Below are 24746 nucleotides of genomic sequence, written 5' to 3' on the forward strand. Positions count from 1 at the left end.
ATGCGGTCGCGCTGTGACGCGCCTGACCGCATCAGACCATTCGACGCGTGATCACATCCGGGAGGTATCGCAGCGCCCATGAGATCGGCGTCCACGGCAGGCCGGGGACGGCGGCGCGGGCGCGCTCAGCTTCGATCGCCTTGACCATCGATGCGACGCCTGTGTCCAGGTCGGCCATCATCGACGTCTTCACACCGCGGTTGATATCGGTGGAGATATAGCCGGGCAGCAGGACGGTGACGGCGATCGGCGTGCCGGCGAGTTCGGCTTGCAGTCCCTGCCCGAGTGTCGCGAGCCCGGCCTTGGACGCCGAGTACGCGGCCTGCGCCTTGGGAAGTCCGCGGACGGCGCTCATCGAGCTGACGAGGACGAGATGCCCGTGGTTCTGTTCGCGGAAGATCTCGAGCGCGGCCTCGATCTGCGCGAGTGCACCGATCAGGTTGGTCTGGACGGTCTCGATGTTGGCCGCGGCCTTGCCGGTGCCGATCGGGGCGCCTTTGCCGAGGCCCGCGTTGACGATCACGCGGTCGACGCCGCCGAGGTCTGCCGACAGGGCTCGGAACGTAGTGCGAACGGCGTCGGTGTCGGTCACGTCGAGACGAGCCACCGCGACCTTCGGCGAAGTCGTCAGTTCGGCGGCGAGCGCATCGAGGCGGTCGAGACGTCGTGCCGCCAGTCCGAGGCTGCGTCCCCGCGAGGCGAATTCACGGGCCATTCCTTCGCCGAGTCCGGAGCTGGCGCCGGTGATGATGATCTTGTCGCGAGTCTGAGTCACGACAGCGAATCTACCTGCGGCGATCGTGACGGGATCGTGACGCGCACTACACCCCGCACCGTGATATCACTTTAGTCACTTCAATCACTTTTGCCCCAATAGTTTCATCGGAGGACAGGTATGCGACCGCGCCGTCTTGCAGCAGGAGTCGCCGCAGCATGCTGCGTGGCGACCGTGTCGTTCGCCTTCCCGGGCGCGGCTTCGGCCGCACCGTGCGGGAACCCCAACGCGGGCAATGGATCTTCTCTCCCGTTCCTGCCGACCGGCTCGCTCGGATCAGGCAGCGGCGACGCCCCCGGACCGACCGCCGAAGGCCCGCAGGGCGCACTGCCGAAGTACAACGACGGCACATCAGCGGTGCTCTCATGGGTCACCGGCCCGCGGAGCCCCAACTCGACGTTCGCGCGATTCGGCATCTCCGGCACCGATCTCGGCATCGCGTGGGACAACGGCGCGGGCCAGACGTTGATGGCGTTCGGCGACACGTTCGGCAACTGCACCGTCAGCGGTAAGCAGTGGCGACACAACGTCCTTCTGCGGACTGACGACACCGACCTGTCAGACGGCCTCACGATCGCCGACGGCGTTCCGGGCGACACCACGTCTGGCGCGTCGGTATCGGCTACAGCTCCCCGGTATGCGAGGCAGATGATCGGCGCGATCGGCTGGCCCGGTGTGGAGGTCACGACGATCCCGACGGCCGCCATCGCCATCGAAGGCAAGCAGTACGTCAACTACATGTCGGTCCGGAAGTGGGGCGCCGCCGGAATGTGGGACACCAACTTCTCGGCGATCGCCGTCTCTGCCGACAACGGCCAGACCTGGACGACGGAACCGTCGACGATCCGCGTCAATGCTCCGATCGCCGTCCCGTTGCCGACCGGGTGGCCGTCCGTCCGGCCGAACGACGCCAAGTTCCAGCAGAGCGCATACGTCGCGGGCCACGGCGCCGACGCCGGTTGGGTCTTTCAGTACGGGACTCCGAACGGTCGCTTCGGCGCAGCGTACGTCGCACGCTTCCGTCCGTCGGACATCCTCGACCTGTCGGCATACGAGTACTGGACCGGCTCGGGATGGTCCCCGAACATCGACTCCGTGCGACGTGTCGTCGGCGCGCCGGTGACCGAGGTGTCCGTCGCCTGGAGCGAGTACCTCGGCAAGTACGTGATGGTCGACAGCCCGCTCAACGTCCACCTGCGGACAGCTGACCGCCCGCAGGGGCCGTGGAGTCTGCCCAGGTTCCTGTTCCCATCGCTGATCAGCGTGTATGCGCCGATGATGTTGCCGTCGTCGCCTGCCCTGCGTGGCACCGGACCGGAGTTGTACATGAACGCCTCACGGTGGGACGACTACAACGTCCTCCTCCTGCGCAGTCGACTCCGACGCTGATCGTCCAGTGTCGCGAATCGCCACGAACTCCGGGAAGGACCGGTAAGAATGGCGGTGACCATGTCGTCCATTCGACCGAGGTACCTCTCATGCGCCGAACGCCCCGACTGTTGTCCGCCGCCGGAATCGGAACCGCTGTCGCTGCGACCCTGACCCTGTTGTCGCCGATGTCTCCGCTCCCGACCGCCGATGCCACCGGTGCGTGCAGCAACTCCGGCACCGGAATACGATTGCCGTTCAACACCGGTTCGCTCGGCCTGCCTCGCGGCGGCGCAGCCGAAGGTCCGCAGAAGCCGCTCCCCGGTTTCAACAACGGCCGGACCAGAACCGTCTCGTGGGTCACCGGCCCGCTCAGCAAGAACAAGACCTTCACTCGGTTCGGGATCTCGGGCACCGATGTCGGCGTCGCGTGGGACAACGGACGCGGTCAAACGTTGATGGCGTTCGGCGACACGTTCGGCAACTGCCTCCGACAAGGCCTCGGTTGGCGGAACAACACTCTCCTGCGCTCGACGGACCGGAACCTGTCCGACGGCCTGACCCTGCAGCGCTCGGGTTATGCGGGTCCGATGTTCGGGGCCCTCGGGTTCTCCGGCATCGAGAAGACGAAGATCCCGACCGCAGGCGTGTCCATCGGAGGCAAGCAGTACGTGAACTTCATGTCAGTTCGCGCGTGGGGTCCGCCGAGCCGCTGGTACACCAACTATTCGGGCACGGCGGTGTCGTCGAACAACGGCCGCTCCTGGGTGACGCCCCAATCGACTGTCCGGCCGAATCTGCCGTGGAACCCGATCGACTCGGTGTTCCAGCAGAGCGCCTACGTGAAAGGTGCGGGTCCGGACGCCGGGTGGATCTACCAGTACGGAACCCCGAACGGACGGTTCGGCAACGCGTACATCGCCCGCTTCCGCCCGTCGGACATCCTGAACCTGGGTCGCTACCAGTACTGGACCGGCTCGCGCTGGGGCGGCGCCGGTTCGCGCCCTGCTCCGATCGTCCGGGGTCCGGTGACCGAACTGTCGGTGCAATGGAGCCCGGTGCTGCGGAAGTACGTGATGCTCGACAGTCCGCACGGGGTGCGACTGCGGACCGCGAGCCATCCGCAGGGCCCGTGGAGCCCGGGACGCCGAATCACACCGCCGAGCCTTGAGCTGTATGCGCCGATGATGCTTCCGTCGTCGCCTGCACTGCGCGGCACGGGCTCGGAGCTGTACTTCAACGCCTCGAGGTGGGACGACTACAACGTCGCCCTCATCGAGACCCGCGTCCGCTGATCCGACCCCGAGCGGCTACTTCAGCAGGCGCGACATCCGGCGGTCGGCGAGCACTTTGCCGCCGGTCTGGCATGTCGGGCAGTACTGGAACGATCGATCGGCGAATGACACTTCGCGGATGGTGTCGCCGCACACCGGGCATGGCATGCCGGTACGCGCGTGGACACGAAGCCCGGTCCGCTTCTCGGACTTCATCGTCGCGACCTCGCTGTCTTCGAGGCGGCGGGTCGCATCGAGCAGAACCGACCGCATCGCGTCGTACAGCGCGCCGACCTGTTCCTCCGAGAGCGTCTTGGCGGTGGCGAACGGCGACAGCCTCGCGGTGTGCAGGATCTCGTCGGAGTAGGCGTTGCCGACGCCGCTGATCACCCGCTGGTCGGTGAGGAGGTTCTTGATCCGAGACGTGCGCGAGGCGAGGATCGTCGCGAAGTCGCCTCGTGAGAGTTCCAGAACATCGGGGCCGAGCGTCGCGATCCGCTCCACGTCGGCCGTGTCGCGGACGATCCACGCGGCGAGTCGTTTCTGGGTGCCGGCCTCGGTGACGTCAAAGCCTTCTCCAGGCAGTCCACAGTGGACGCGCAGCGCGATGGGGCTCTTGCCGCCCGGTTTGAGCGGCCGAGGTGAGAGATCGCTGCTCCATCGCACCCATCCGGCCCGGGAAAGGTGGATGACAAGATCGATCTCCCCGTTGTCCCCGTCGGTGCGGATCACGAGGTACTTCGCGATGCGGTCGACGGCTGTCACAACCCGTCCGACGAGGGCCGAGTATGGCGGGTCCGCGGTTTTGAGCACGGACAGTGACGCGACGTCGACCCGACGGATCGGCAGCCCGGCCATGCGGGAGTCGAGGTAGGCCGCGATCGCGGAGACTTCGGGGAGTTCCGGCATGTCACCAGTGTCCTTCACGGGATGTGATTTGGTAAGTGGATGACTGATCGCCTGTCGGACGCCGAGCTCGCCGCCCGTATCGCAGTGGGCGCCGGTGAGGTTCTGAGCGGGATCCGGCACGGCGATCTGATCGGCGGACGGCTCCTCGGTGATGTCGGCGACGCTCTCGCGCAGGCGTGGATCTCGACGGTTCTGCGGACCCATCGCCCCCACGACGCGGTGCTGTCCGAGGAGGCGGCGGACGTCGGCGACCGGTCGACGGCGTCTCGCGTCTGGATCATCGACCCGTTGGACGGCACCAGCGAGTTCTCGATGGGCACGGCCGATTGGGCGGTGCACGTCGCACTGGCGGTGGACGGTCTACCGGAGGTGGCGGCGGTGTCTCTGCCCGCTCACGGCGAACTGTTTCGCAGTGACGACGTACCGCTCGCGGACGGCCCGCTGACGGGCAGGCTCGCCGTCTCCCGGTACGGCCACTCGTACCATTCCGCCGCCGTGGCCGACAGGCTCGGCATGGACGCGATCCGGATCGGTTCGGCAGGCGCGAAGGCGATGGCCGTCGTCCGCGGCGATGCTGACGCATACGTCCATTCCGGAGGGCAGTACGAGTGGGACAACTGCGCACCGGTCGGAGTCGCGCTCGCGGCCGGGCTGCACTGCAGCCGTCTCGACGGCCGCCCGATCATCTACAACAACCCTCAGCCGTACATGCCTGACTTCATCATCTGTCGGACCGAGATCGCCGACGACGTCCTCGACGCGGTCAGTACTCCCTGGTGACCGACGCTCTACTCCGGAATTGCGGAGTTGGCGCGCTCCACGACGATATTCGCACTGGTCGTACCGGCCGACCGGTGCCATTCTGAATGACATGGCTGACACTAACGGGCCGCAGTGGCCGAACGGCGATCCGCAGCAACCGGGCCCGGAGCCGGGCGGTTACAACCCGTATGATCCGACCCAGCATGGTCAGACGCCTCCGCCGAGCGGCAATCCGTACGACAAGACCCAGCAGTACGGAGCGGCGCAGCCCCCGAGTGGACCCCAGTACGGCGGGCAGCCGCCGTTCGGTCAGCCGCAGCAGCCGTACGGCGCACAGTTCGGCCAGCCCCAATACGGGCAGCAGGGTCAGTACGGGCAGGGTCAGTACGGGCAACAGCCGTATGGGCAGTTCCCCGGCCAGTACCCTCCGGGCGGTCAGCCACCGAGCGGATCGAACAAGGCGATCATCTGGATCGCCCTGGTCGGCGCCGTCCTCCTCGTCGGAGGACTGGTGACGTGGTTGATCGTGCGTGACGATTCACCGAAGAACGTCACCGCAGCGTCGTCGTCGAGCGGCGCCCCGAGTTCAAGCGGGTACCCGTCGTACTCATACCCCTCGTACTCGTATCCGTCGTACACGTACGATCCGTCGACCAGCTACACCCCGCCCACCACGTCGACCTCGTCGTACACGTACTACGGCGCGATCGCGATGTCGACGTCGACCGGCGACGTCGGCTACTCGATCAACAATCGAACCCAGGCGGAGGCGGACAGTGCGGCGCTGTCGCAATGCAGCGCGTCGTCGTGCACCACGGTGCTCCGCTTCTGGAACGCGTGCGGCTCGATCGCGCAGTCGCAGGCCAACCTGTACTGGGGTTGGGGCTGGTCGACGACGCGACAAGGCGCCATCGATGAGGCCACTTCGCAGGTGCGCGGCGCCGACCCGAAGGTGCTGACGACACAATGCACGATCAATGCGGGCGACTCGCGCGCCGGCGGTTCCGCCTGAGCTCAGCCGTGCTTGCGCAGCAGGTAGATGTCCATGATCCAGCCGAGCCGTTCACGTGCCTCGGCACGCTTGGCGACTATCTCGTCGGTGACGTCGCCGACTCGTCCGCTCACGAGGATCTGATCGTCGGTGCCGACGTACGCCGCCCAATAGACGACGTCGTCCGGTGACGCCGTCTCGCGGAAGGCGAGCGCGGAGTCGAGCATGACGATCTGATTGAGATCGGCGCCGGCCGGGGTGGTCGCGAGCCTGCGCCCGGTGGTGGTGGTGATCGGTTCGCCGACGCCGTGCGCCACGATCCCGTGCGCGGCGGTCAAGGCAGACGCGCTGGTCACCCCGGGGATCACCTCGACCGTGAGATCGTCGCGCTGCTCGACGAGGCGGTCGGTGATCCGAAGAGTGGAGTCGTAGAGTGCCGGGTCGCCCCACACGAGGACCGCCGCACTTCCGCCCTCGGCCAGGTTCTCGTCGAGGGCCGCGCCGATCGCGTCGACTCTCGCCGAATGCCAGCGCCGAACCTCTGCCTCGTAGTCGACGGGATCCCGATCGCGCGGAGGGTCGGGCACAACAACCACCCGGTGGTCAGCTCGTGCGTGCGCGTCCAGCATCCGGGTGCGGGCCGCCGTCAGCTCCGCGGTCCTGTCCCCTTTGTCGAGAAGAAGGAACACGTCGGTCGCCGCGATCGCGTCGACCGCCTGCAAGGTGATCTGACGGGGGCCGCCCGGGCCGATGCCGATGACGCGGAGAGTCTGATGGCTCATCCGACCACGGTATCGGCAGGGGCCGTCAGCGGTTCACGCCGAGGCTCTCCGATTGATCTGGATCATCAATGCGATCAGTACCGGTCCGCCCAACCCTGCGGTCACGACACCGACCGGAAGTCCTGCCGGGAGCACTGTCTGGCACAGGACGTCGCCGCCCGCGACCAGGCTCGCACCGACCATGCCGGATGTGACGGGGCCCGGAATCGACGTCCGCGAGAGCCTCATGGCGATCTGCGGCGCCAGCAGCGCCACGAACGCTATCGGCCCGGCCGCCGACACGGCGACAGCCGTCACGACCACGGCGACGAACAGGATCACGCCGGCATCGCGGCCGACACGGAGTCCGAGGCCGCGACCGATGTCCTCCCCGAGGCTCAGTGCTGCGAGCTTGGACGACACGATCGCCATCATCGCCGTCGCCGGTATCAACACCGCGGTCAGCGGCCACACTGCGTCCCACCCGACACCTGAGACCGATCCCACGATCCAAGTCTGTGCCCGGCGGACATCGTCGATCGCTCCGCGCGTCAGCATGAACGCGATGAACGCCTGCAGACCGGCAGTCAGCGCGACTCCGACGAGGACCAGCCGGACCGGGTCGAGGCCCTTGCGCCATGCCAACGCGTACATGCCGACCGCGGTCGCCAGGCCTCCGATCAGCGCTGCGGCCGGCACGCCGACGGCGGACGCCCACGTCGGCAACGTCGAGCCCGCGGTGATCATGAGGACGGCAGCCGCACCGGCTCCGGACGTGATGCCGAGCAGGTCGGGCGTGGCGAGCGGGTTGCGTGCGACGGTTTGGGTCAGCGCGCCGGACATGCCGAGGGCGAAGCCGACGAGCACGCAGACCAGTGCGACCGGCAGTTGATTCTCGAACACCACGACGTTCTCGATGCGGGTACCACCCCCGAGCAGGATTCGGGCGACCGCGACAGGTGTCATCGGGAACTCGCTCGTCCCCACCCGGATGGCGAACAGCAGTGCGGCGACGATGCTGAGCACGCCGGCACATGCCGCCACGCGCCGGTTCACGATGAACGACGCACGGCCGAAGCGCACGACGTCGGGACGCAGCGCGGTCCGTGCGCGGGTGGTCTGATCGCGGGTTCGGGCCGTCATACGGCGGCGAGTCTTCTCGATTGGACGAGGGCGATGAAGAACGGGGACCCGAGCGCCGCGACTACGATCCCCGCCTGGACCTCACCCGGTCGCGCGACCACTCTGCCGACGACGTCGCACGAAACGAGGACGACCGCGCCGATCAACGCCGAGTAGGGAACCACCCACCGGTAGTCGGTGCCGGTGACGAATCTGGCTACGTGCGGTGCGATGAGCCCGAGGAAGACGATCGGGCCGCACGCCGCCGTGGCCGCCCCGACGAGCAGTGTGATGGCGACTATGCCCACCACTCTGACTTTGACGACGTGTGTCCCAAGTGAGCGCGCGACGTCGTCTCCGAGGGTGAGGATGTTCAGGAAGTACCCGCTGGCGACGGCCAGCACGGCACCCACCACGAGGAACGGCGCTGCCGCCCAGATGACGTCCCATCCCCGACCGGCCGTCGACCCGACCTGCCAGAAGCGCCAGGCGTCGAGTGATGCCGTGTCGACGAGGACGATCGCCGAGGTGATCGCGGTCAGCACCACGGTCAGTCCGGTGCCCGCGAGTATCAGGGTGAGCGGGTTCGCTCCTCGTCCCACGGAGGCCAGCAGGAAGACGACGGTGGCCGCGACGATCGCCCCCAGCAGGCCGAAGCCCATGTACTGGATCGGCGTGGTGATGCCGAGCAGGTAGACGCCGACCACGACTGCGCACGCCGCGCCCGCGTTGACTCCCAGCAGGCCCGGGTCGGCCAGTGGATTGCGGGTGTGGCCTTGCGAGATCGCCCCTGCGGCTCCGACGGCTGCACCGACGATGACGCCCAGCACGGTGCGAGGGATGCGAAGTCCCTGCACGATGCCCGCCGCTTCCGACGAGTCCGACACGCGGTCGGCCCAGAGTGCGTCCCAGACTTCGCCGAACGGAATCACTCTCGATCCGATCGCGATCGACGCGCCACACGCCGCGACCAACACGATCAGCAGAACGACAAGACCGATGGTCCGGACAGATCGTGTTCCCACGTCGCGTGATTCCTGGCCCGATCGGCGACGTGTCAGCCGCGGGCTGCGGCAGCGAGCGCGGGCTTCATCTGCTCGAACGCGTACGGGATCGAACTCGGAGACGGTTCGTTGAGTCCGGTGATCTGCTGCGTCGTCATCATCGCGACCGATTCGTTCTTCACCGAGCGGAGGTTTCGGTATCCGGGCAGCGCTTCGACTCGCCGCTGCAGCTGAGGGGTCTGGCTGGCGACGACGAGCAGGTCCGAGTTCAACAGATTGACGTTCTCGGTGCTGACCTGGAATCGAGGCTGGCCCGACGATGCGGACTGCTTGACGGCCGCGGGGGCGAGGACCAGGCCGAGTGAGGAGAACAGCTTGGCCGCCCCGTCGCCTTCGTCTCCCAGCACGGAGATCTGGTCGGCTCCGTACAGGTAGGCGAACGAGTAGGTCTTGCCTTTCAACCCGGGGAACTCGGCGCGGATCGCATCGATGTGCGCGGTGACGCCGGTGATGATCTCCTCAGCCTTGTCCGGTTGATGCAGAATGGTGCCGAGGAGCCGGACCATGTCTTGCCACGGGTCGATCTGCTCACCGCTGATCTTGTCGATCGTCGGTGCCAGTTTGGACAACGCGTCGAATCCCTCGGCCATGGACGCGAACCCCGGGGCCAGGATGAGGTCGGGTTCCAGTTTCGCGACGGACCCGACGACGTCGTCGTTCGGATCGATGAGCGTCGATTCATTCAGCTTGTCGCCGTACCATTTCGGCTTGCTGCCGGTCGTCAGTTCCTGCGAATCGTAGTATCCGACGGGTGTGACTCCGAACGACAGCGCCACGTCGGTCCATTGACCGCCGAGCGTGACGATGCGTTCCGGCGCACCCGGCACGGTGATCTGCCTGCCGTCCGGCAGGTTGATCTGAACCGGTGCGGACGTTGCATCCTCTGCGGGCGCCGAGCAGGCGCCAACGGACAGCGTCGCGACCACAACAGCGACCAGTGCAATAACTGCCCTCAACCTCGACATGTCTCTTCTCTCAGTTCAGCGTTTGTGAGCGGACTGCTCAGACAGAGCACTTGAGCATCGCGTAGGCCGCGATCACGCAGACGCTGGCGTTGGACAGCTTCCACTTGCCACCTGTCCACACCCAGCTGAGCTGCTTGTACCGCGACCCGTTCCCGACGAGGGACATCTGCAGAGTGGCGGTCATCGTGGTGCCGTTGACCTGCACGGGGCCGTTCATCTTGTAACTGAACCCGGCACCGCTGACCCGCAGCATCTCGGCGACCTGATCCACGCTGGACAGAGCCTGAGCACCGCCTTCGAGTTCGTCAGCTCGTGCAGAACGCGACGCTCCCGTGTTCATGATCAGCTTGACCTTGGTGTTCAGCTGCCCGGGTGTCAATGCGGTCGGCGCTGCCGCTGCTGCGGGCCGTGTCGTCGTGCCCGCAGCGGGAGTTGTGGTCTGCGTCCCGACCGTTCCTGTGCCCCCATCGCTCTCCGGCACGTTCTCCGTGGTGGGTGCGGCACCGTCCGGCGAGCTTGTCGGGGCGCCTGCCACCGGTGCAGGCCCCTGGACGCCTGGAGTCTGCGCTGCGCCGAGGTTCACGACGGTCGGGGTGGCCTGCGGGCTTCCGCCGGCGAACCTGTCCGACGTCGCCAGGCCGACCACGCCGATGGTGACGATCAGTGCGGACACGACGGCAGCGACGCCGGCCGACGCCAGCACGGTGGCGACGTTGAGTCTCGATCCCGGTTCTCGCTGCTCAGTCACGGTGGGCTGGTCCGACGGTTCGGTGTAGACCTCAGAACCGTCGTAGGGATTCACGTCGGACATATCAATACCTCTTCGGACAGACCCGCCTCACATGAGACAAGCAACTCAGGCAAGGCTAGCCTTTGTAGTTTTCGCTCAGCAAATGAGGGACTTCACGGTGGGTCGAATTCGTACGAAAAGATGACAAGTCAGATGAAAGGCAGACCCAGCATCGCCGACCTCAGGCCCGGCGATGCTGTTGCGGTGCGCCCACGTGAAGTCGCTTCAAACCCAGCGGGCACGCACCGACCGGAGGTCGGCGAGGATGTCACAGTGCTCCCGGCAGGATTCGAACCTGCGACACCCGCTTTAGGAGAGCGGTGCTCTATCCCCTGAGCTACGAGAGCGGGGACTGGCGGAAATCGTGGCGGAAGTTCGCCTGACCAGTCACACGGGCGGCCACGATGGGGATTGCGGCACCCGACGGGAGAAGTCTACGTGAGGTGTTTGCGGCAGGACTGAGTGACTCGCGTCCCGTAGGCCACGAGTGCACGTCGGGGTGGCGGTGGGCCGGTTGGGTGCCTCCGAAGGTGTGTGAATTGCTGGGCGTCTACGCCGCTATGGGCGGTGGGCTCTCCGCGTGGTCGCGTTGCCAGAGCAGTTCGGTGTAGGCGTTGCGGGCCAGTGCGTGTCCGACCATGACGAGGAATTGCCCGATAGCACTGGGGCTGATGGACCGTCCGCCGTGCAGGGTCCGTTCGAGGATGTTGTTGACCGATTCGGCGTCTTCGCGGCGGCCGTAGATGCGGTTGTAGACGGCGCTGTCGTCGGACTCGTCTTTGGCCGCTTGCCGGAGTCGTTCGATCCGGAGCGGGCCGTCCGCTGAGGGTTTGTTCACGCGGAAGCGCCGCAGGTTGCCGCAGGACAGCTCCACTTCGAGGTACCAGGCATGCGAGTTCTGTCGCCGGTTCGCCGACAGTTTCAGCAACGTGCAGCGGATGTCGGTGGTCGTGCCGGTGTCGGTGATGGCGCGTTCGGCGATGTATCCGTCGACGGTCATCAGGCGGTGCGTGTCACCGCAGGCGCATGCGGTGATCGTTTCGAGCGCGTGCGGCTTGGCGGTGGACCTGTGGGGCGGGGAGAACACCAGGTATCCGGCGTCGGTGAGGGCTTGTAGGTGTGTGCCGCGTAGTGCGCCGTCGTAGCAGAGTGTGTTCGCGCCGGGTTCTCTCGCGGCGAGGTCGAGGAGTGCGTCGACGGCGATCCCGGCTTCGCCGCCGTAGCCCGAGTGCGGCACGTATCGCATGTCGAGGATGAGGCGGGAGTTCGGTCGGTCGTTGGGCCGCACTCCGACGTGCATGAACTTCAGTCCGTGCGTGGAGGTCCCGTTGTCGCCGCCTTGGACGTGTGTACTGCCGTCGACCTTCTGCCCCGCCGCGCGGCGTGCCCGGCGAGCTTTCGGCCCGAACATGCTGGATGTGACTTTGCCGTCTCCGTAGACGGTGTTCCCTCGGGCCGGATCGACGTTAGAGCGGTTCCCGTCTGCCAGCGCACCGTGCTTATGCGCACGTTCGCACCACAGAGCCGCCGCGCGGGCGCGAAGTTTCTCGGTAAGTCCCGTGTCGGGGGTCTGCCGTCCTTGGACTCGGAGGACGCGTCGTCGTGCGTCTTCGCAATTCCATCGCCGTGGCGGCTGCGCGGGCAGAGCGAAACCCCTCTGGGAGGCCGCCGTCCTGGTCGCTATCCAGTGGTCGGGGTGGCCGAGGATGCGGGCGGCTCTGCGGTGCGATCCGACTGCTCCGGTCAACGCCATGTACAAGACGAAAAGCAACTCTCCGTAGGCACGTTCTGGCCCCGGACGCCCCTGCTCCTTGCCCGGAATCACGTGCGCGAGCGCGTAGATGATCGGGTCAGTGGCCACGGCGTGGACGTAGTCGATCTCGGTTGGCCCCGATCGGTCAGCCTAGTGCGCATTGAGTGTTGCATTTTCGACGTCGTGCGCCCGAGAGGGAAACCGCAATACCCCTCAGCCCAGTTGGTACGACCAGCCATCTGGTTGCTACAACCAGCCACCTGGTCTAATCGGCAAAGTTGCGCGATATCATCTCGTTTGTGGCTGTGCGATTCCGCGACCTGTGCGGTGACCCGACAGAATTCGGCGATTACCCGAGCGCCCAGTTCATCGTCTCCGGCGAGCCGGGCGACGTTGAGGACCTACTCCTTCAAGGAGCGGTGTTCCAGCATCGGATCGCAATCCTGATTCGCCAATCGCTGACCAACCACGGCATCAGTCAGGCCAAGTACGCGGGCGAAGTACTCATGACCGAGGACAGGTTGACGCGCCTACTAAAGGGATACCTGCCAATGTCGCCGACGGACATCGCTGTCGCCATGTCGACACTCGACCCGCATCGACGTTGGACGATCGATCCAGCCAGCTGGATGAAAGAGGCAACCAAGAACGCTTTCACCGCAGCCGATCTCATGCCTCCGAGCGTGGTCTGGCCCACCGAGGTCGGCGAACGAATCCGAATGCCGAGATTGTTCTAACCCGCGCCGCGCAAGACCCACACCGCTACGTGCCAGGGCAGACCACTCGCCTGCAGCCACTGCAGCAGCCTCAATGAACTGATCCCACCCCGACGCCTACGCCGACAGCCAGCACCCAAGCCTTCGAGTGCGATCGGGCAGGTTCCATCTCCCACGCTGGGCCATCCCCCCTCGGCGAGTAACTAGATGCAGAGTCGCCAGCGCAAGGCGTATCTACGAGGGTTCACGCATAGCGGCCAGCGCGAGCCGCAGTGCGCTCGACAAGTTCAGCAGCAGGAACTCCGACTTCTGTCGGGGGCATCAGGAGTCGTGTACGGTTGCGCAGCAACCGGCTAGTTCGCAACGCCCGCCGGATCAACGTGATCCTCGCTGCGGTCCGCGAGTTCTTCCGGCATGAAGTCGGAGTCGGAAAGATCGACGAGGACACGATGCTCTCCTTGTTAAATGTGGCCGAGGACTACACGTTCCCCACCGACTTCCGAGAGGAACCGCGATTCGCTCTGCACGCCCGGCCACGGCATCGGCTCTCCGAGCCAGCGCCGACCGTCGACACTGCCACCGACGACGAGGTCCTCGGCTTGCTTCACGCGTGCCGAAACGCTCCCGATAGGTTCATCGTCCCCACGATGTGGCGTGCTGAGGTGCGCCGCGGTGCCGTTGTTCCACGGCGTGCCAGGTGGGATGTAGTCCAGGCCCACCCTGCCGGCCCTCGTCGTGCCGTAGCGCCGCCCACGCCCGACGGAACCCCATGACATGGATGCCTCGTCGAGTACTCCCGCAGCCATCCTCGGAGCTCTGCGTCCGGATCCTGCGGTGTGTCAGCGACTTTCGGGGTGCGGTAGGTGGAACGGGAAAGCCCGACCGTCTTGCACGCCAACCGTTCCGACATGCCCTTGACCCGCTTGAGCATGTCGACGGCGGCGCGTTTGGCGTCCGGGCTCAGAATTCTCCCTTCGCCACCTCCCGCAGGGCGTCGTTCTCCAGCTCCGCCTCCGCCAGCAGCCGCTTGAGGCGGTTGTTCTGATCCCGCAGGTCCTTGAGCTCTTTCGCCGCGTCCAGGTCCATCCCACCGTAGCTACGGCGCCAGTTGTACAGCGTCGCAGCCGACACCTCCAGCTCGGCAGCGATCTGCTCGCCCGTCGACCCCGCCGCCGCAAGCTCATCCGCCCTGCGCAGCTTGCGGACGATCTCCTCCGCCGAATGCCTCTTCCGTCCAGCCATACCGATCATTGTCCTATCCCGCCCCACCTTCAGGGGCGATCACGGACTCAGTACCGGGTGGACCGATCTACCGGGAACACGCCACCCCTACCAGCGCCGACCCGAACTTTCGCCAGTCCCATACGCGCCAACTGGCTCCTCCGTGAACAACGGATCAAAACCTCTTCCTCCGCTGAGCAACTGTTCCGACAATGGCCACAGTGGTTGCTGGAATCCATATCAACACGATGTTTGCGGCGTAGACGATCGCCAAGTCCACGTTGTAGTGATTGAAGTCATCAGAATGCCCTCTATACGCAAGAGCTATTTGGAGAACTTGTACTGGTATCACGGCCACGAGGAGTGTCGCGGTGACCCATCGCCGCGACCAGGCCGACACTGCACTACCGCAAACGGCGAACAGTATCGCCAAGATCATCGCCCCGTTGTGCAATACCAGCGACTCACGCGCGGGAAAGTTCCACAACCGCGATGCGATGTTGACAGCCAGGCCAGCGCACGTCGCTGCGGCGACGAGGAAGGCGCGCCTAGCCCCGCTCATGCATGCATCCCGCAGATCTTCCAGGCCCCATTGACCCGTTGAAATGTAGCCGACAGGGAGACTCGACGATTCATGTCGAGACCGGCGGCTGGCTTTTCGTACTGGAGCTGCAGATTTGCGGTGGCGAACTCCTTAAGTTCCTTGATGTGATCGACCGCTACTACCTGGCCGTTCCCGCGTTTGCTACGGTCTGATGCCGCTTCTGCGGCGAACGATGTAGTGTCGACCGGTGCCAGCTCAGATTGAAGCTGACCGCACGATATTGCCTTCAGATGCGCCAGGTCTCCTGTGTTGTAGTCATTGATAGCAGCGCGGGACACCTCCTCGATGTCAGCCGCGGCCGAGGCAGGCGACCCAGATGCACTCTGTGGGAGCTCGTTCGAGGGCTGGTCGGGACCCGCACATCCAGCGATTACGGCCACTGCAATGAGCGTGCTCCCGACCAATCCTGAGTTGACCTTTAGTTGGTCCATGATCCGTTCTTCCCTGGGAATGGTGGCTGGACTGCGGTAACTGCCACGAAGTACACGTCCGCGTTTGTGAGGCAGTATTGCATGCGAGGGTCGGCTGATCCATAGGTGTACTTGCACTGCTGGCCCATGTCGGTCCACAGCTGGTTGTTGCAGAAGTTGTTTGTGCCGCCGCGCTCAAGGCACTGGTCATGGCGAGCGCAGGGGCCCCTAAAATCTGCATTCGCCCCTGGGGATGGGAGTTCGTCTGGCGACTTGGAGCAATAGTCGTGCATATAGCGCCAGTTCTCGCAGTGACGCCCCTGGGGCATCTGGTGGCAGTCAGGGTCATAGACGTAGTCGGAGGGGACATTCACCGGATCGCCACTACCATTGATCACGCTATGGCCTCGACAACTTCCGTCAGGGTTGTGCCCAATAGCACAGAACCCCACCTCGTGACGTCCGAAGTTTGTTGGCCAGTCGACGGTCGCGCTGGGCCGCGACGACGAGTACGGCGACGTGGAATCGGTAGCCGATGCTCCCGCTCGTTGGGACGGCATCGGTCCACTGTCATGCCGCGTCGGCGACGGAGTCCTCTCGCTGATGGTCGGCTGGCCGGTATCAGGATGCTCAATGTCGCGGCGCTCGGTCGGCCCATTCAATGACGGACCGTCCGATCCTGTCGGTGCTTCAGACGGCTTTGCGGGCTCACTCAGAGTCGGTGTCGGGGAGCTCGTCGTTGGTGTCAGGGTCGGCGGTGCTCCACCATCACTGCCGCCACACTTGTACGGCACCGGCGGCTTGGGCGCATCGGATGGACTCTTACCGGGATTGGCCTGGGCCCAGGTGTTCTTCCAGGCGTTGTTGTAGGCGGCCGTTTCGCGTTTGCACCGTTCAGCCGGAGTCTCCGCATTGGCGACGCCGACACCAATAAGTAGTCCCACTACGGCCGTCATTGCAAAGAAGGCCAGTACGGCTCGTTCCAGTGTTCTCTTCATCAGTCTATGCGTCCTTGACCCGGGCCCCTAGATGCGGCTGGTGGGGCCGTGGTCGTAGTAGACGTAGACGCCGGTGTCGGTGGTGACGCTGATTTTGGCGTAGGGGCGGACGCTGATGGGTCCGAGGGCGTTGGTGGTGTTGAGTTCGATGCCGGACAGGACGATGTCGGCAGTCGGCTGAGTTAGGGCGATCTCAGCGAGGGTGACGGTGGTGATCTTGCCTGCGCCGACTTCGAACTCGAGATCCGCGGACGGGATCACAGTCGCCTCAGCACCGAGCTCGGCGCCGATCTCGCCGATGGAGCCTCCGCCGCCGCCGCCGGAGATGGTGACATTCGGGGCGAGTTTGGCGTTCAGTCCACCGGTCAACTTCAGTTCGGGGGTGTGGGCGGTGACCTTCACACCGTTGGGCGCGACGGAGACGGGGTAGCCGATCTGGTAGCCGACCTCCACTGTCGCCCGAACGGTCTTGTCGTCGATGTTGCGGACGGCGGCGTGCACGTCCGAGGAGAGCAGTGCTTCGCCGGAGAACGGTGAGGAGTCCAGGGCGGGGATCTTCTTCGCTCGGAGCTTGGATGCGGTGAGGGTGATGTCGACACCTTCACGCGTGTGATGTGTCCGGGCATCGGCGGGCCCGGCGAGCAAACTCGAAGCCAATGCGAACACAGCGATGACGGCAAGGACGAGTGGTGTCGCGATACGACGCAACATAGGTGACCCCCAAAGTCAGAACAGGCCAATTAGCCTGTGTAACAACTGCTCCCGAATCGGCGATACTCACTACAGATCCGGTATGCGGTGGAAGCGCTGTGCTCCCACAGGTAATTCCACCCGCCAAGCAACAGTTTGGCAAACAATGTCCGGAAGCGCTGAGAAAAGACCCAGCTCAGGACGCGAATCCATTTGTCCGGTCCGGACACGGACCACGGTCCGGATGTATGGAGGCTGTCCGCTACCAGATGCTTGGGTGGTATCCGATCGACACAGAGGGGCCACCAGAGTTCAAGGAATCCTGGCCGCTGGATTCGCTCCTGCAAGCAGTACGCAGCAATACCTGGGACCGGGAAGAGCGAGAGATTCTCCGACCTGTGATCACCCTCCGGGACTCGCGCGACAACGTGATTTGGCTAGAGACCCTCCTCGATCCAACAGACGGTGTCACGGCAACACCGCTTACGCCGATCGATCCGACCTCACCTTCCCTGCCCAACGTCATCACCAACGAGGACGACCGTGGCACCGGCGAGGCCTCTGGCCAACAATGAGTCGCCTCGGCGGCCTTATCGAAACCCTCCGGATCGCGCGGGGATGGACGCAGGCCGAGTTGGCCGATAGGTCCGGCGTCCGACAAGTAACGATCTCGCGCTACGAGAACGGCCTGCGCGAGCCTGACGATGCCGCCCTTCACTCGCTCGCAGAGGCCTTCCAAGTAACCACCGGATTTCTTGAACACGGCCAACGCCGTAAGGCTGCGCTCGCCGTGGACGTGCACATGCGGCGTCGTGCGACCGCGAAGGTGGGCGTTTGGCGTCAGTACGAGGCACGCCTCAATGAGTACCGGCTCCACGCCAGCAGGCTCTTCCAAGAAGTGTCTCTGCAAGCAGACCAGATCGTCCCGCATTTCGATGGCGAGGACCCTGAAGCGGCAGCCCGGATGCTGCGTATGCAGTGGCGCATGCCGGTTGGGCCGGTTCGAGCTCTTGTCGCGTGGATCGAAGCTGCTGGATGCCTGGTCATCACCGAGGACTTCGGGACACCTCGCCTTGACGGACTTTCCCAATGGATCGTTGACCATCCTGTCATGATGGTCAACTCAGCTGCACCGACTGATCGTCAACGATGGACGTTGGCCCACGAACTCGGCCATCTCGTACTGCACAACGAGTACATCGACGGAGACGTCAAAGCTGACGCAGATACATTTGCCGCCGCATTTCTCATGCCGTCCGAGATGATCCGCACGAGCCTCACCAAACCAACACTGGGACGGCTCATTGACTTGAAGCCGGAGTGGGGCGTGTCGATCGCGTCCCTCATCCAACGCGCCCGCTCGCTGGGAACAATCAATAGCACTGAGCAAACGCGACTGTTCAAAATGCTAAGCGCAAAGGGCTATCGAATCGAGGAGCCCGGTTCCGACCGGATCCCGCCCGAAGTTCCTCGACTTCGAGAGCATTTACGTGTCACCCTCGAATCGCAGGGTCATAGCGATAGTGAAATTGCCGCGATCGTCGGGTACACCTCGGCAAGGGATAACGCTACGTTCAGGTCAACAGAGTTTCGCGCGATCTCAATGGGTTCGTGCGGCCCGGCAGGCTCTAGCCCGCATACGCCCGCACACGACGTGCAGGTGGTCCTGCTGGTTCCCAATTGCGCTGCGTTGTTACCGGTTGGGTCAACACACTTCAATCCCCTTCGATCCACGCTCCTGCTCCAGGAGTCAGCTGCGTGTCGCAGCGTCGAGTCGCCGGTGCACCATCGACGCAGTGCCTAGGACGTCGAGCGCGTCCTGTTCCGAGACCTCCCATTTGATCCTCGGCTCGTGCGCAGTAGGGTTCCGGAAAGCCGCGAACAGTCCTTCGGCGAGGAGTGCGATCCCACGCTGCTCGTTCCGCTGCGTTTCGGTAGCAAGTGCGTTGAGGCGGACCATCGGAGCCTTCCCGCCAAGTGCTTGCTGCACCAGCCTGCTGCCGTCGAGGTCGAGTCCACTGAGCCTGCGCAGTCGCTCACCGAGACCCTTGATCGCCTCGAACACCGCCTCGTAATAGTCGTTTCGAGGCAGTTCAGCGCGGCAGTGCAGAAGAACTTCGTCGTGGGCACCGCGCTCGGAGAGGAATGTGCGCAGTCGCGTGGACCGTGCAGCGGCTTCGCTGTCCGTCTTAGTTCGGGAGGTCTTCACAACTCTCCCTTCATCGGTGACGCGGAAGCCGGACAGGGAAAGTGCCTGGCTCAACTCGTCGCGGGCAATTGCAGCTTGGGCACGACGCGACAACGTCCGATCGGGGCTCATCGCTGCGTGGACCAGACTGATCACGCCGCGCCCGTCGCCTAGTTCGTTCTGCCTCTGCCGGAGTGAGGCATCGAGTCTCCTCCATTTCGTGCCTTCACCGAACGGGTCGGGCAAGCGAAAGTCCGCGAGCATCTGGCTGATCTCCGTGCCGGAGTACAGGTCGCCAATCGCGCGGGCCACAGCTTCGATGGTTCCGGGCCGGAAGGAAGGAATTGCAATCGCCACCTGCCCATTCTGACGATGAGCTACGACAACGGCTGACATGGCCCCGGCGTCGCACGCCCGTCTCCGATTCCGAAGGAGCTGCCAGGAGTTCGCTCAGTTGCCGATACGGATTGCGTTCGCGCCCGTCGGGTCGACGCACTTCAGGTACGAGTCGGCGTGACTGCGGCCGTCGACGTAGGGCCAGTTGCAGTCCCAGCCCTGCACGGTGAGGAACTGGCCTTGGCCTTCGGGCTTGCCTGCCTTGATACCGGCCAGGTAGCCGCGCGCGACGGACAGCGCCTCGGCGCAGTCGACTTCTCCTTGGAGCACGACGACCGGTTCGCTCATGTTGTTGTTCGGGTTAGGGACCAGATCGCACATGATGTCGACGGGCGTCAGCTTCTTCGTCGATGTCGGCGCAGGTTCCGTGATCGTCGAGGTCACGGTCGTGACAGTCGCAGTGGTTGTCGTGGCGCTCGCGGCCGACGTCCCCGTGGTCATCGCTGACTGAGTCGCGGCCGATTCAGGGTTAGCATCGTTCGCACATCCAGCAGCGGTCAGCGCGATCGCAGCGGCAGCCGCGCTCACCCACAGTGACCTCGTCGCGTTACCCATCGCGTTCCTCCCCCGAACCTCGACTGATTGTGACCAGCCGGTTTGATGCTGAGCGCGTTACTGATCGCGCATCTACGCGTTTCCCAACCCCATCGGCCGATTCCCCTACCAGCGCCGGCCCGAACTCCCGCCAGTCCCACGAGAGCGCACGGGCTGCGATGGGGATGCACGGCCCGACGCGAGAAGTCTACGTGAGACTGTTCCGGTCCCTGGCGTCGCCCGTGTCGGCCCCGAAGAGGGAAGCCGATCCAAGCGTCCCGGGGAGTCCACTTGTCCGAGTTTCTGTCGAAAGCGAGCGAAGCGGCGAGTGATCCGTGCCGGGCACCGGCGCACCGATGTCATCGACCAGCCACTCGCGACTTGCGTCCGACAGCCTCCCCACTGGTCAAACAACCTGGTCAGCGGAAATTCGTCGCAACTGATGTCCGACAGCGATCCGCACGGACGATCCCGATGTCCCCCGATTGGGTACATGGACTCCCTGCGCGACAGCACTCAGACTCGTCTCACCTCGGCTGTCGGGTACAGGGGTCTGCATCCGAGGTCCCTCCCGTGTTCTGACAACACATTGAGCCTGAGAAGAGGTACCCCTCATGCGTAAACCCATCCTGGCCGCGACGATCGTCGCGGCCGCAGCCGGCCTCGCCGTTCCGGCCGTCGCGCACGCCGCGCCGTCGGCCAACACCGACGTCACCTTCATCGTCGCCGGACAGGGCGGCGATCTGTCGATCACCGCAGGCCCGCTCGGCACCATCGTCCCCAACGTGGCGGGCACCGCCGCGACCGGCGCGCTGCCTCCCGTCTCGGTCAGCGACAATCGCAACGGCTCGCCTCGTGCGTGGACCACCACCGCATCGTCGACCGACTTCGTGAGCGACGACCAGACGATCCCGAAGTCGGCAGTCACATACACGGCGAATGCGGTCGTCGGAAAGGTCGGCGGTGGAACACTCGCCTCGACCGGCGCCCAGACCCTCGACGGCCCGAAGGCCGTCGTGAACCGTTCGGGTCTCACCTGGCCGCTCGAAGTCGCGACCTGGTCACCCTCGCTGAACGTCGCCTACCCCGGCGGCGCGTCGATCGGCACCTACAGCGGAACGATCACCGTCTCCGTCGCCTGATCAGTCGTCAGAGCGCCAGCTCTGACAGCCGGGGTGCGCACCCCGCACCCCGGCTACCCCACCAGAAAGATCCCGCATGCGCCCCCTGAGCCTCGCCCGCGCCCTTCTCGCCGCATTCGTCGCAGTCCTCGCCATCGCCGCAGGTCTCGCTCCCGCGGCGAATGCCGAACCGTCGACCCCGGAGGGATCGATTGGCATCCGACTGCTCGACGTACCGGCGAAGGCGAAGGACGATCCTCGCGCCAAGCTGTACATCGTCGACAACGTGAAACCTGGAGCGACTATCACGCGGCGAGTCCAGGTCACGAACAACACGGGCGCCAAGGCAATTGTGCGGATGTACGCCGGACCGGCGCAGATCGTGGGGAACACCTTCGTCCCGGACGAGCCCGGGGCGACGAATGCACTCACGTCGTGGATCAAGGTCGACCAGCCGAGCGTCACGCTCGACAACGGCGAGACCGCCAAAGTCGCGGTCACTATCAAGGTTCCGGCCGATGCTCCCGAGATGGAGCAGTACGGCGTGGTGTGGGCGTCCCTGACGACTCCCGGGAAGGACGGCGGAATCGGCGCGGAATCGAGAGTCGGAGTCCGCGTCTACCTCTCGGTGGGCGCCGGGAACGGGCCCCCTTCCGATTTCTCGATCGACAGCGTTACCGGTAGTCGCGGCGATGACAACGGCGCGACGGTGATCGCAAAGGTGACCAACACCGGCGGACGCGCTGTCGACGTGAGCGGAACGCTGAAGCTGACGAAGGGTCCGGGGGATCTGAGTGCAGGCACCGTCGGCTCCACCGGCGTCACGATCCCTCCGGGCGCCTCATCCGATGTCGTCTTCACCGTCCCCAACAGCGCGAGCCTGCCGGACGGCCCATGGAAGGCATCAGTTGCGCTGCAAAGTGGTGTTCACAAGCACACCAGCGATCAGACGGTCACGTTCACGGCAGCCGCCGATTCCGGTCCCGCTTCCCGATCGATCGCACTGCCACTGACCGTCACAATCCTTGTTGTTCTCGCTGCAGCCGCACTCGGCTACTTTCTGTACCGACGTCGCCGCGCAGCGACAGCAACGGGCGAGGACGAGTCGGCATGACCGCCCGTAGGCCCGCCCTCGCGTGCGCCGCAGCGGCCGCCAGTGTGTTCGTCGCAGTGAGCGCACTCGCGCCGACAGCGTACGCAGAGCCTGTGACAAGCACGTCTGTCACACCGACGACATCTACTGAGGAGACTGATGAGCCGACCGCACCAGTTCCGTCGACGACGGATGAACTCGAGCCTCCGACGACCACAACCTCCGACGAACCGGTGCCCTCATCAAGCACGCCGTCGTCGTCGTCGACGCTTGCGCCGTCGACCTCCTCGACTCCTCCCCGTGCCAGGGCAGGCGTGAGTCCACTCGCGGCGAGCGGACTCTCCGTGAGCACCGGGGGATACGGAACGATCGTTCCCGGCGCCACCAGTGCCAATGGAAGCCTGCCGCTGGTGACCGTGGCGTCAGGCGGTGGCGGATCGTGGACGGCGACGGCATCGTCGAACGGATTCGGATGCCCTGCAATGACGATCCCGAGCAGCGCGGTCACCTACTCGGCAACCGCACCCGCGGGAGGTCTGTACATGAACGCCAGATCGAACCAGAACCTCGGTTCGCCTCAGGTGGTCATGACCAGCACCTCCGGGCTGGCTGAACTGGTGACCTGGACGCCTCTGCTGTCCGTCGCCTACCCCGGCGGCGCGGCGATCTGCACGTTCAGCGGAACGATCACGATCTCTGTCGCCTGATCGATCGTGTCGCCGCAGTCTGCCGCGAGTGTCAGGTCAGAGCGATGTTCACGTACACGGTCTCGAGGTATTCCTCGATGCCCTCGTACCCGCCTTCGCGCCCGAGGCCAGATTGTTTGACCCCGCCGAAGGGCGCCGCGGGGTTGGAGATGACTCCCGAGTTGATGCCGAGCATTCCTGTCTCCAGACGGTTCGGGAGCCGGAGAATCCGGTCGTGATCGGTTGTGTAGGCGTACGCGATCAGCCCGAACGGAGTTGAGTTCGCGAGTTCGATCGCCTCACCCTCCGTCGAGAAACGCGCGATCGGCGCCACTGGACCGAAGATCTCCTCCGACATCACCAGAGCATCGGCCGGCACATCGGTGACGACGGTGGGCTCGAAGAAGTATCCGGGGCCGTCGATCACCGAGCCTCCGACAACGACGGTCGCACCTCTGGCGACTGCGTCGTCGACGAGGGCGGCCACCCGATGTCTGGCGTCGTCGTCGATCAACGGTCCCAGGTCGACGCCCGCCTCAGTTCCCCTGCCGACTCGCTTGGCTGCAAACGCCTCGCCCAGTTTCCGAGAGAACTCGTCGGCGACGTCCTCGTGCACGTAGAAGCGGTTCGCCGACGTGCACGCTTCGCCGATGTTCCGAAGTTTCGCAGCGACAGCCCCTTGGACGGCAGCGTCGACGTCGGCGTCGGCGAACACGAGGAACGGGGCGTTGCCGCCGAGTTCCATCGATGTGCGCAGGACGTTGTCGGACGCCTGGGCGAGGAGAGTCTGCCCGACGGGCGTGGAGCCGGTGAACGACAGTTTCCGCAGCCGGGAATCGGCGATCAGCGGCCCGGTGGTCGAGCCGGCGCTCGACGTGGGAATCACGTTGACCACACCGTCCGGGACGCCTGCTTCTTGAAGAACCTGTGCGAACAGGAGGGTCGTCAACGGGGTGGCCGATGCGGGCTTGACCACCATGGTGCAGCCGGCCGCGAGCGCTGGACCGATCTTTCGCGTCGCCATGGCGAGCGGGAAGTTCCACGGTGTGATGAGCAGACACGGCCCGACCGGTTTCTTCACGGTAAAGAGGCGTGACTTGCCGTCCGGCGCAGTCGTGTACCTCCCGTCGATCCGGACCGCCTGCTCGGAGAACCAGCGAAGGAACTCGGCGCCGTAGGCCACTTCCCCGCGCGACTCGACCAGCGACTTGCCCATCTCCAAGGTCATCAGCAGCGCGAACTCGTCGGCGCGTGCGGTCACTGTGTCGAACGCTCGGCGCAGGATGTCACTGCGCTCCCGCGGTGGTGTGGCGGCCCACGAGTCCTGCGCAGCCACTGCGGCGTCCATCGCTGCCGCAGCGTCGGCGGCGTCCGCGTCGGCGACGTTCACCAGGCGCTCGCCGGTCGACGGATCGTCGACGGAGAAGGTCTTGCCGCCCGACGCAGGCCGCCACGCTCCGCCGATGTGCAGGTTCACGGGAATGGAGTCGATGAGCTTCCGCTCGTCGGCGCTGCTGACAGTCATCAAGGTCTCCGTTCAGTAGCCGAGGTCTCA

The 24746-nt window shown here is 65.1% G+C and carries 26 protein-coding genes and 1 tRNA gene; 11 read left to right on the forward strand and 16 right to left on the reverse strand.

Annotated elements, in window-relative coordinates; translation table 11 throughout:
* Positions 1-31 precede the first annotated feature (31 nt).
* Positions 32-775, reverse strand: a complete 744-nt coding sequence (locus WFK36_RS17685; RefSeq protein WP_336793260.1) for an SDR family oxidoreductase — start codon at positions 773-775, stop codon at positions 32-34.
* Positions 776-895: 120 nt separating this feature from the next.
* Between WFK36_RS17685 and WFK36_RS17690 the strand changes: the two genes are divergently transcribed.
* Together WFK36_RS17690 and WFK36_RS17695 are read left to right on the forward strand one after the other, a co-directional pair.
* Positions 896-2164 carry a DUF4185 domain-containing protein gene (locus WFK36_RS17690; protein ID WP_336793261.1) on the forward strand — a complete coding sequence of 423 codons (1269 nt, stop codon included), beginning with the start codon at positions 896-898 and terminating at the stop codon, positions 2162-2164.
* Positions 2165-2253: 89 nt separating this feature from the next.
* Positions 2254-3438, forward strand: coding sequence for a DUF4185 domain-containing protein (locus WFK36_RS17695; RefSeq protein WP_008379098.1), 1185 nt, complete (start codon positions 2254-2256; stop codon positions 3436-3438).
* A gap of 15 nt (positions 3439-3453) precedes the next feature.
* On the opposite strand, the gene WFK36_RS17700 is transcribed toward WFK36_RS17695, so the two are convergent.
* Entirely contained in the window at positions 3454-4326 is an 873-nt protein-coding gene (locus tag WFK36_RS17700) for an Fpg/Nei family DNA glycosylase (RefSeq protein WP_336793490.1), read from the reverse strand.
* A 39-nt stretch (positions 4327-4365) separates the two neighbouring features.
* Here WFK36_RS17700 and WFK36_RS17705 point away from each other — a divergent pair, with 39 nt between their 5' ends.
* Together WFK36_RS17705 and WFK36_RS17710 are read left to right on the forward strand one after the other, a co-directional pair.
* Entirely contained in the window at positions 4366-5106 is a 741-nt protein-coding gene (locus tag WFK36_RS17705) for a 3'(2'),5'-bisphosphate nucleotidase CysQ (RefSeq protein ID WP_336793264.1), read from the forward strand.
* A 91-nt stretch (positions 5107-5197) separates the two neighbouring features.
* A complete protein-coding gene (locus WFK36_RS17710) occupies positions 5198-6100 on the forward strand; it encodes a DUF4189 domain-containing protein (RefSeq protein WP_336793266.1) in 903 nt (300 codons plus the stop codon).
* Positions 6101-6102: 2 nt separating this feature from the next.
* On the opposite strand, the gene cobF is transcribed toward WFK36_RS17710, so the two are convergent.
* The 7 genes from cobF to WFK36_RS17745 all read right to left on the reverse strand — a co-directional run bounded on the left by cobF (position 6103) and on the right by WFK36_RS17745 (position 12642).
* Positions 6103-6861: a precorrin-6A synthase (deacetylating) gene (gene cobF / locus WFK36_RS17715; protein WP_336793267.1), complete on the reverse strand. Its 759-nt coding sequence runs from the start codon at positions 6859-6861 to the stop codon at positions 6103-6105.
* 33 nt (positions 6862-6894) lie between these two features.
* A complete protein-coding gene (locus WFK36_RS17720; protein WP_336793269.1) occupies positions 6895-7983 on the reverse strand; it encodes a FecCD family ABC transporter permease in 1089 nt (362 codons plus the stop codon).
* Complete coding sequence (locus WFK36_RS17725) at positions 7980-8987, reverse strand: FecCD family ABC transporter permease (protein ID WP_336793271.1); 1008 nt, start codon at positions 8985-8987, stop codon at positions 7980-7982. Before WFK36_RS17725 ends, WFK36_RS17720 begins: the two co-directional genes overlap by 4 nt.
* Positions 8988-9019: 32 nt before the next feature.
* The gene (locus WFK36_RS17730) at positions 9020-9991 is read right to left on the reverse strand and encodes an ABC transporter substrate-binding protein (protein ID WP_336793273.1); all 972 of its coding nucleotides are present in this window, start codon (positions 9989-9991) and stop codon (positions 9020-9022) included.
* A 37-nt stretch (positions 9992-10028) separates the two neighbouring features.
* Positions 10029-10802, reverse strand: a complete 774-nt coding sequence (locus tag WFK36_RS17735) for an MTB12 C-terminal domain-containing protein (protein WP_336793275.1) — start codon at positions 10800-10802, stop codon at positions 10029-10031.
* 253 nt (positions 10803-11055) lie between these two features.
* Positions 11056-11128 (reverse strand) — tRNA-Arg (locus WFK36_RS17740).
* Positions 11129-11331: 203 nt separating this feature from the next.
* Entirely contained in the window at positions 11332-12642 is a 1311-nt protein-coding gene (locus WFK36_RS17745; protein ID WP_336793277.1) for a hypothetical protein, read from the reverse strand.
* Positions 12643-12833: 191 nt separating this feature from the next.
* On the opposite strand from WFK36_RS17745, the gene WFK36_RS17750 reads away from it, so the two are divergent.
* A complete protein-coding gene (locus WFK36_RS17750; protein ID WP_336793278.1) occupies positions 12834-13271 on the forward strand; it encodes a hypothetical protein in 438 nt (145 codons plus the stop codon).
* 317 nt (positions 13272-13588) lie between these two features.
* Positions 13589-14023 carry a hypothetical protein gene (locus WFK36_RS17755; protein WP_336793280.1) on the forward strand — a complete coding sequence of 145 codons (435 nt, stop codon included), beginning with the start codon at positions 13589-13591 and terminating at the stop codon, positions 14021-14023.
* Between the two features lie 187 nt (positions 14024-14210).
* Here WFK36_RS17755 and WFK36_RS17760 read toward each other — a convergent pair whose 3' ends face one another.
* From WFK36_RS17760 to WFK36_RS17775, 4 genes are all read right to left on the reverse strand, one after another.
* Entirely contained in the window at positions 14211-14492 is a 282-nt protein-coding gene (locus WFK36_RS17760; RefSeq protein ID WP_336793282.1) for a transposase, read from the reverse strand.
* Positions 14493-14646: 154 nt separating this feature from the next.
* Positions 14647-15033, reverse strand: a complete 387-nt coding sequence (locus WFK36_RS17765; protein WP_336793284.1) for a hypothetical protein — start codon at positions 15031-15033, stop codon at positions 14647-14649.
* Positions 15030-15506 (reverse strand): Rv0361 family membrane protein, encoded by a 477-nt coding sequence (locus tag WFK36_RS17770; RefSeq protein WP_336793286.1) that lies wholly within the window; start codon positions 15504-15506, stop codon positions 15030-15032. Before WFK36_RS17770 ends, WFK36_RS17765 begins: the two co-directional genes overlap by 4 nt.
* 1004 nt (positions 15507-16510) lie before the next feature.
* Positions 16511-17194 carry an MspA family porin gene (locus WFK36_RS17775; protein WP_336793288.1) on the reverse strand — a complete coding sequence of 228 codons (684 nt, stop codon included), beginning with the start codon at positions 17192-17194 and terminating at the stop codon, positions 16511-16513.
* Positions 17195-17421: 227 nt separating this feature from the next.
* Here WFK36_RS17775 and WFK36_RS17780 point away from each other — a divergent pair, with 227 nt between their 5' ends.
* Entirely contained in the window at positions 17422-17748 is a 327-nt protein-coding gene (locus tag WFK36_RS17780; protein WP_336793289.1) for a hypothetical protein, read from the forward strand.
* The gene (locus WFK36_RS17785; RefSeq protein WP_336793290.1) at positions 17745-18977 is read left to right on the forward strand and encodes a helix-turn-helix domain-containing protein; all 1233 of its coding nucleotides are present in this window, start codon (positions 17745-17747) and stop codon (positions 18975-18977) included. Before WFK36_RS17780 ends, WFK36_RS17785 begins: the two co-directional genes overlap by 4 nt.
* Here WFK36_RS17785 and WFK36_RS17790 read toward each other — a convergent pair.
* Both WFK36_RS17790 and WFK36_RS17795 read right to left on the reverse strand, forming a co-directional pair.
* On the reverse strand, positions 18924-19673 hold the full coding sequence (locus tag WFK36_RS17790; RefSeq protein ID WP_336793291.1) for a TIGR02391 family protein: 750 nt from the start codon (positions 19671-19673) through the stop codon (positions 18924-18926). The genes WFK36_RS17785 and WFK36_RS17790 overlap by 54 nt on opposite strands.
* Positions 19674-19811: 138 nt before the next feature.
* The gene (locus WFK36_RS17795; protein ID WP_336793292.1) at positions 19812-20312 is read right to left on the reverse strand and encodes a hypothetical protein; all 501 of its coding nucleotides are present in this window, start codon (positions 20310-20312) and stop codon (positions 19812-19814) included.
* Positions 20313-20905: 593 nt separating this feature from the next.
* On the opposite strand from WFK36_RS17795, the gene WFK36_RS17800 reads away from it, so the two are divergent.
* From WFK36_RS17800 to WFK36_RS17810, 3 genes are all read left to right on the forward strand, one after another.
* Entirely contained in the window at positions 20906-21433 is a 528-nt protein-coding gene (locus tag WFK36_RS17800; protein ID WP_336793293.1) for a hypothetical protein, read from the forward strand.
* Between the two features lie 76 nt (positions 21434-21509).
* Positions 21510-22526 (forward strand): COG1361 family protein, encoded by a 1017-nt coding sequence (locus tag WFK36_RS17805; RefSeq protein WP_336793295.1) that lies wholly within the window; start codon positions 21510-21512, stop codon positions 22524-22526.
* On the forward strand, positions 22523-23212 hold the full coding sequence (locus tag WFK36_RS17810) for a hypothetical protein (RefSeq protein ID WP_336793296.1): 690 nt from the start codon (positions 22523-22525) through the stop codon (positions 23210-23212). Before WFK36_RS17805 ends, WFK36_RS17810 begins: the two co-directional genes overlap by 4 nt.
* A gap of 31 nt (positions 23213-23243) precedes the next feature.
* Here the strand turns inward: WFK36_RS17810 and WFK36_RS17815 are convergent, their stop codons facing one another.
* Positions 23244-24716 carry an NAD-dependent succinate-semialdehyde dehydrogenase gene (locus tag WFK36_RS17815; protein WP_336793297.1) on the reverse strand — a complete coding sequence of 491 codons (1473 nt, stop codon included), beginning with the start codon at positions 24714-24716 and terminating at the stop codon, positions 23244-23246.
* Between the last annotated feature and the right edge of the window lie 30 nt (positions 24717-24746).

It is taken from the genome of Gordonia malaquae, from assembly GCF_037148075.1.
In the GTDB taxonomy this organism is placed as follows: Bacteria; Actinomycetota; Actinomycetes; order Mycobacteriales; family Mycobacteriaceae; genus Gordonia; species Gordonia malaquae.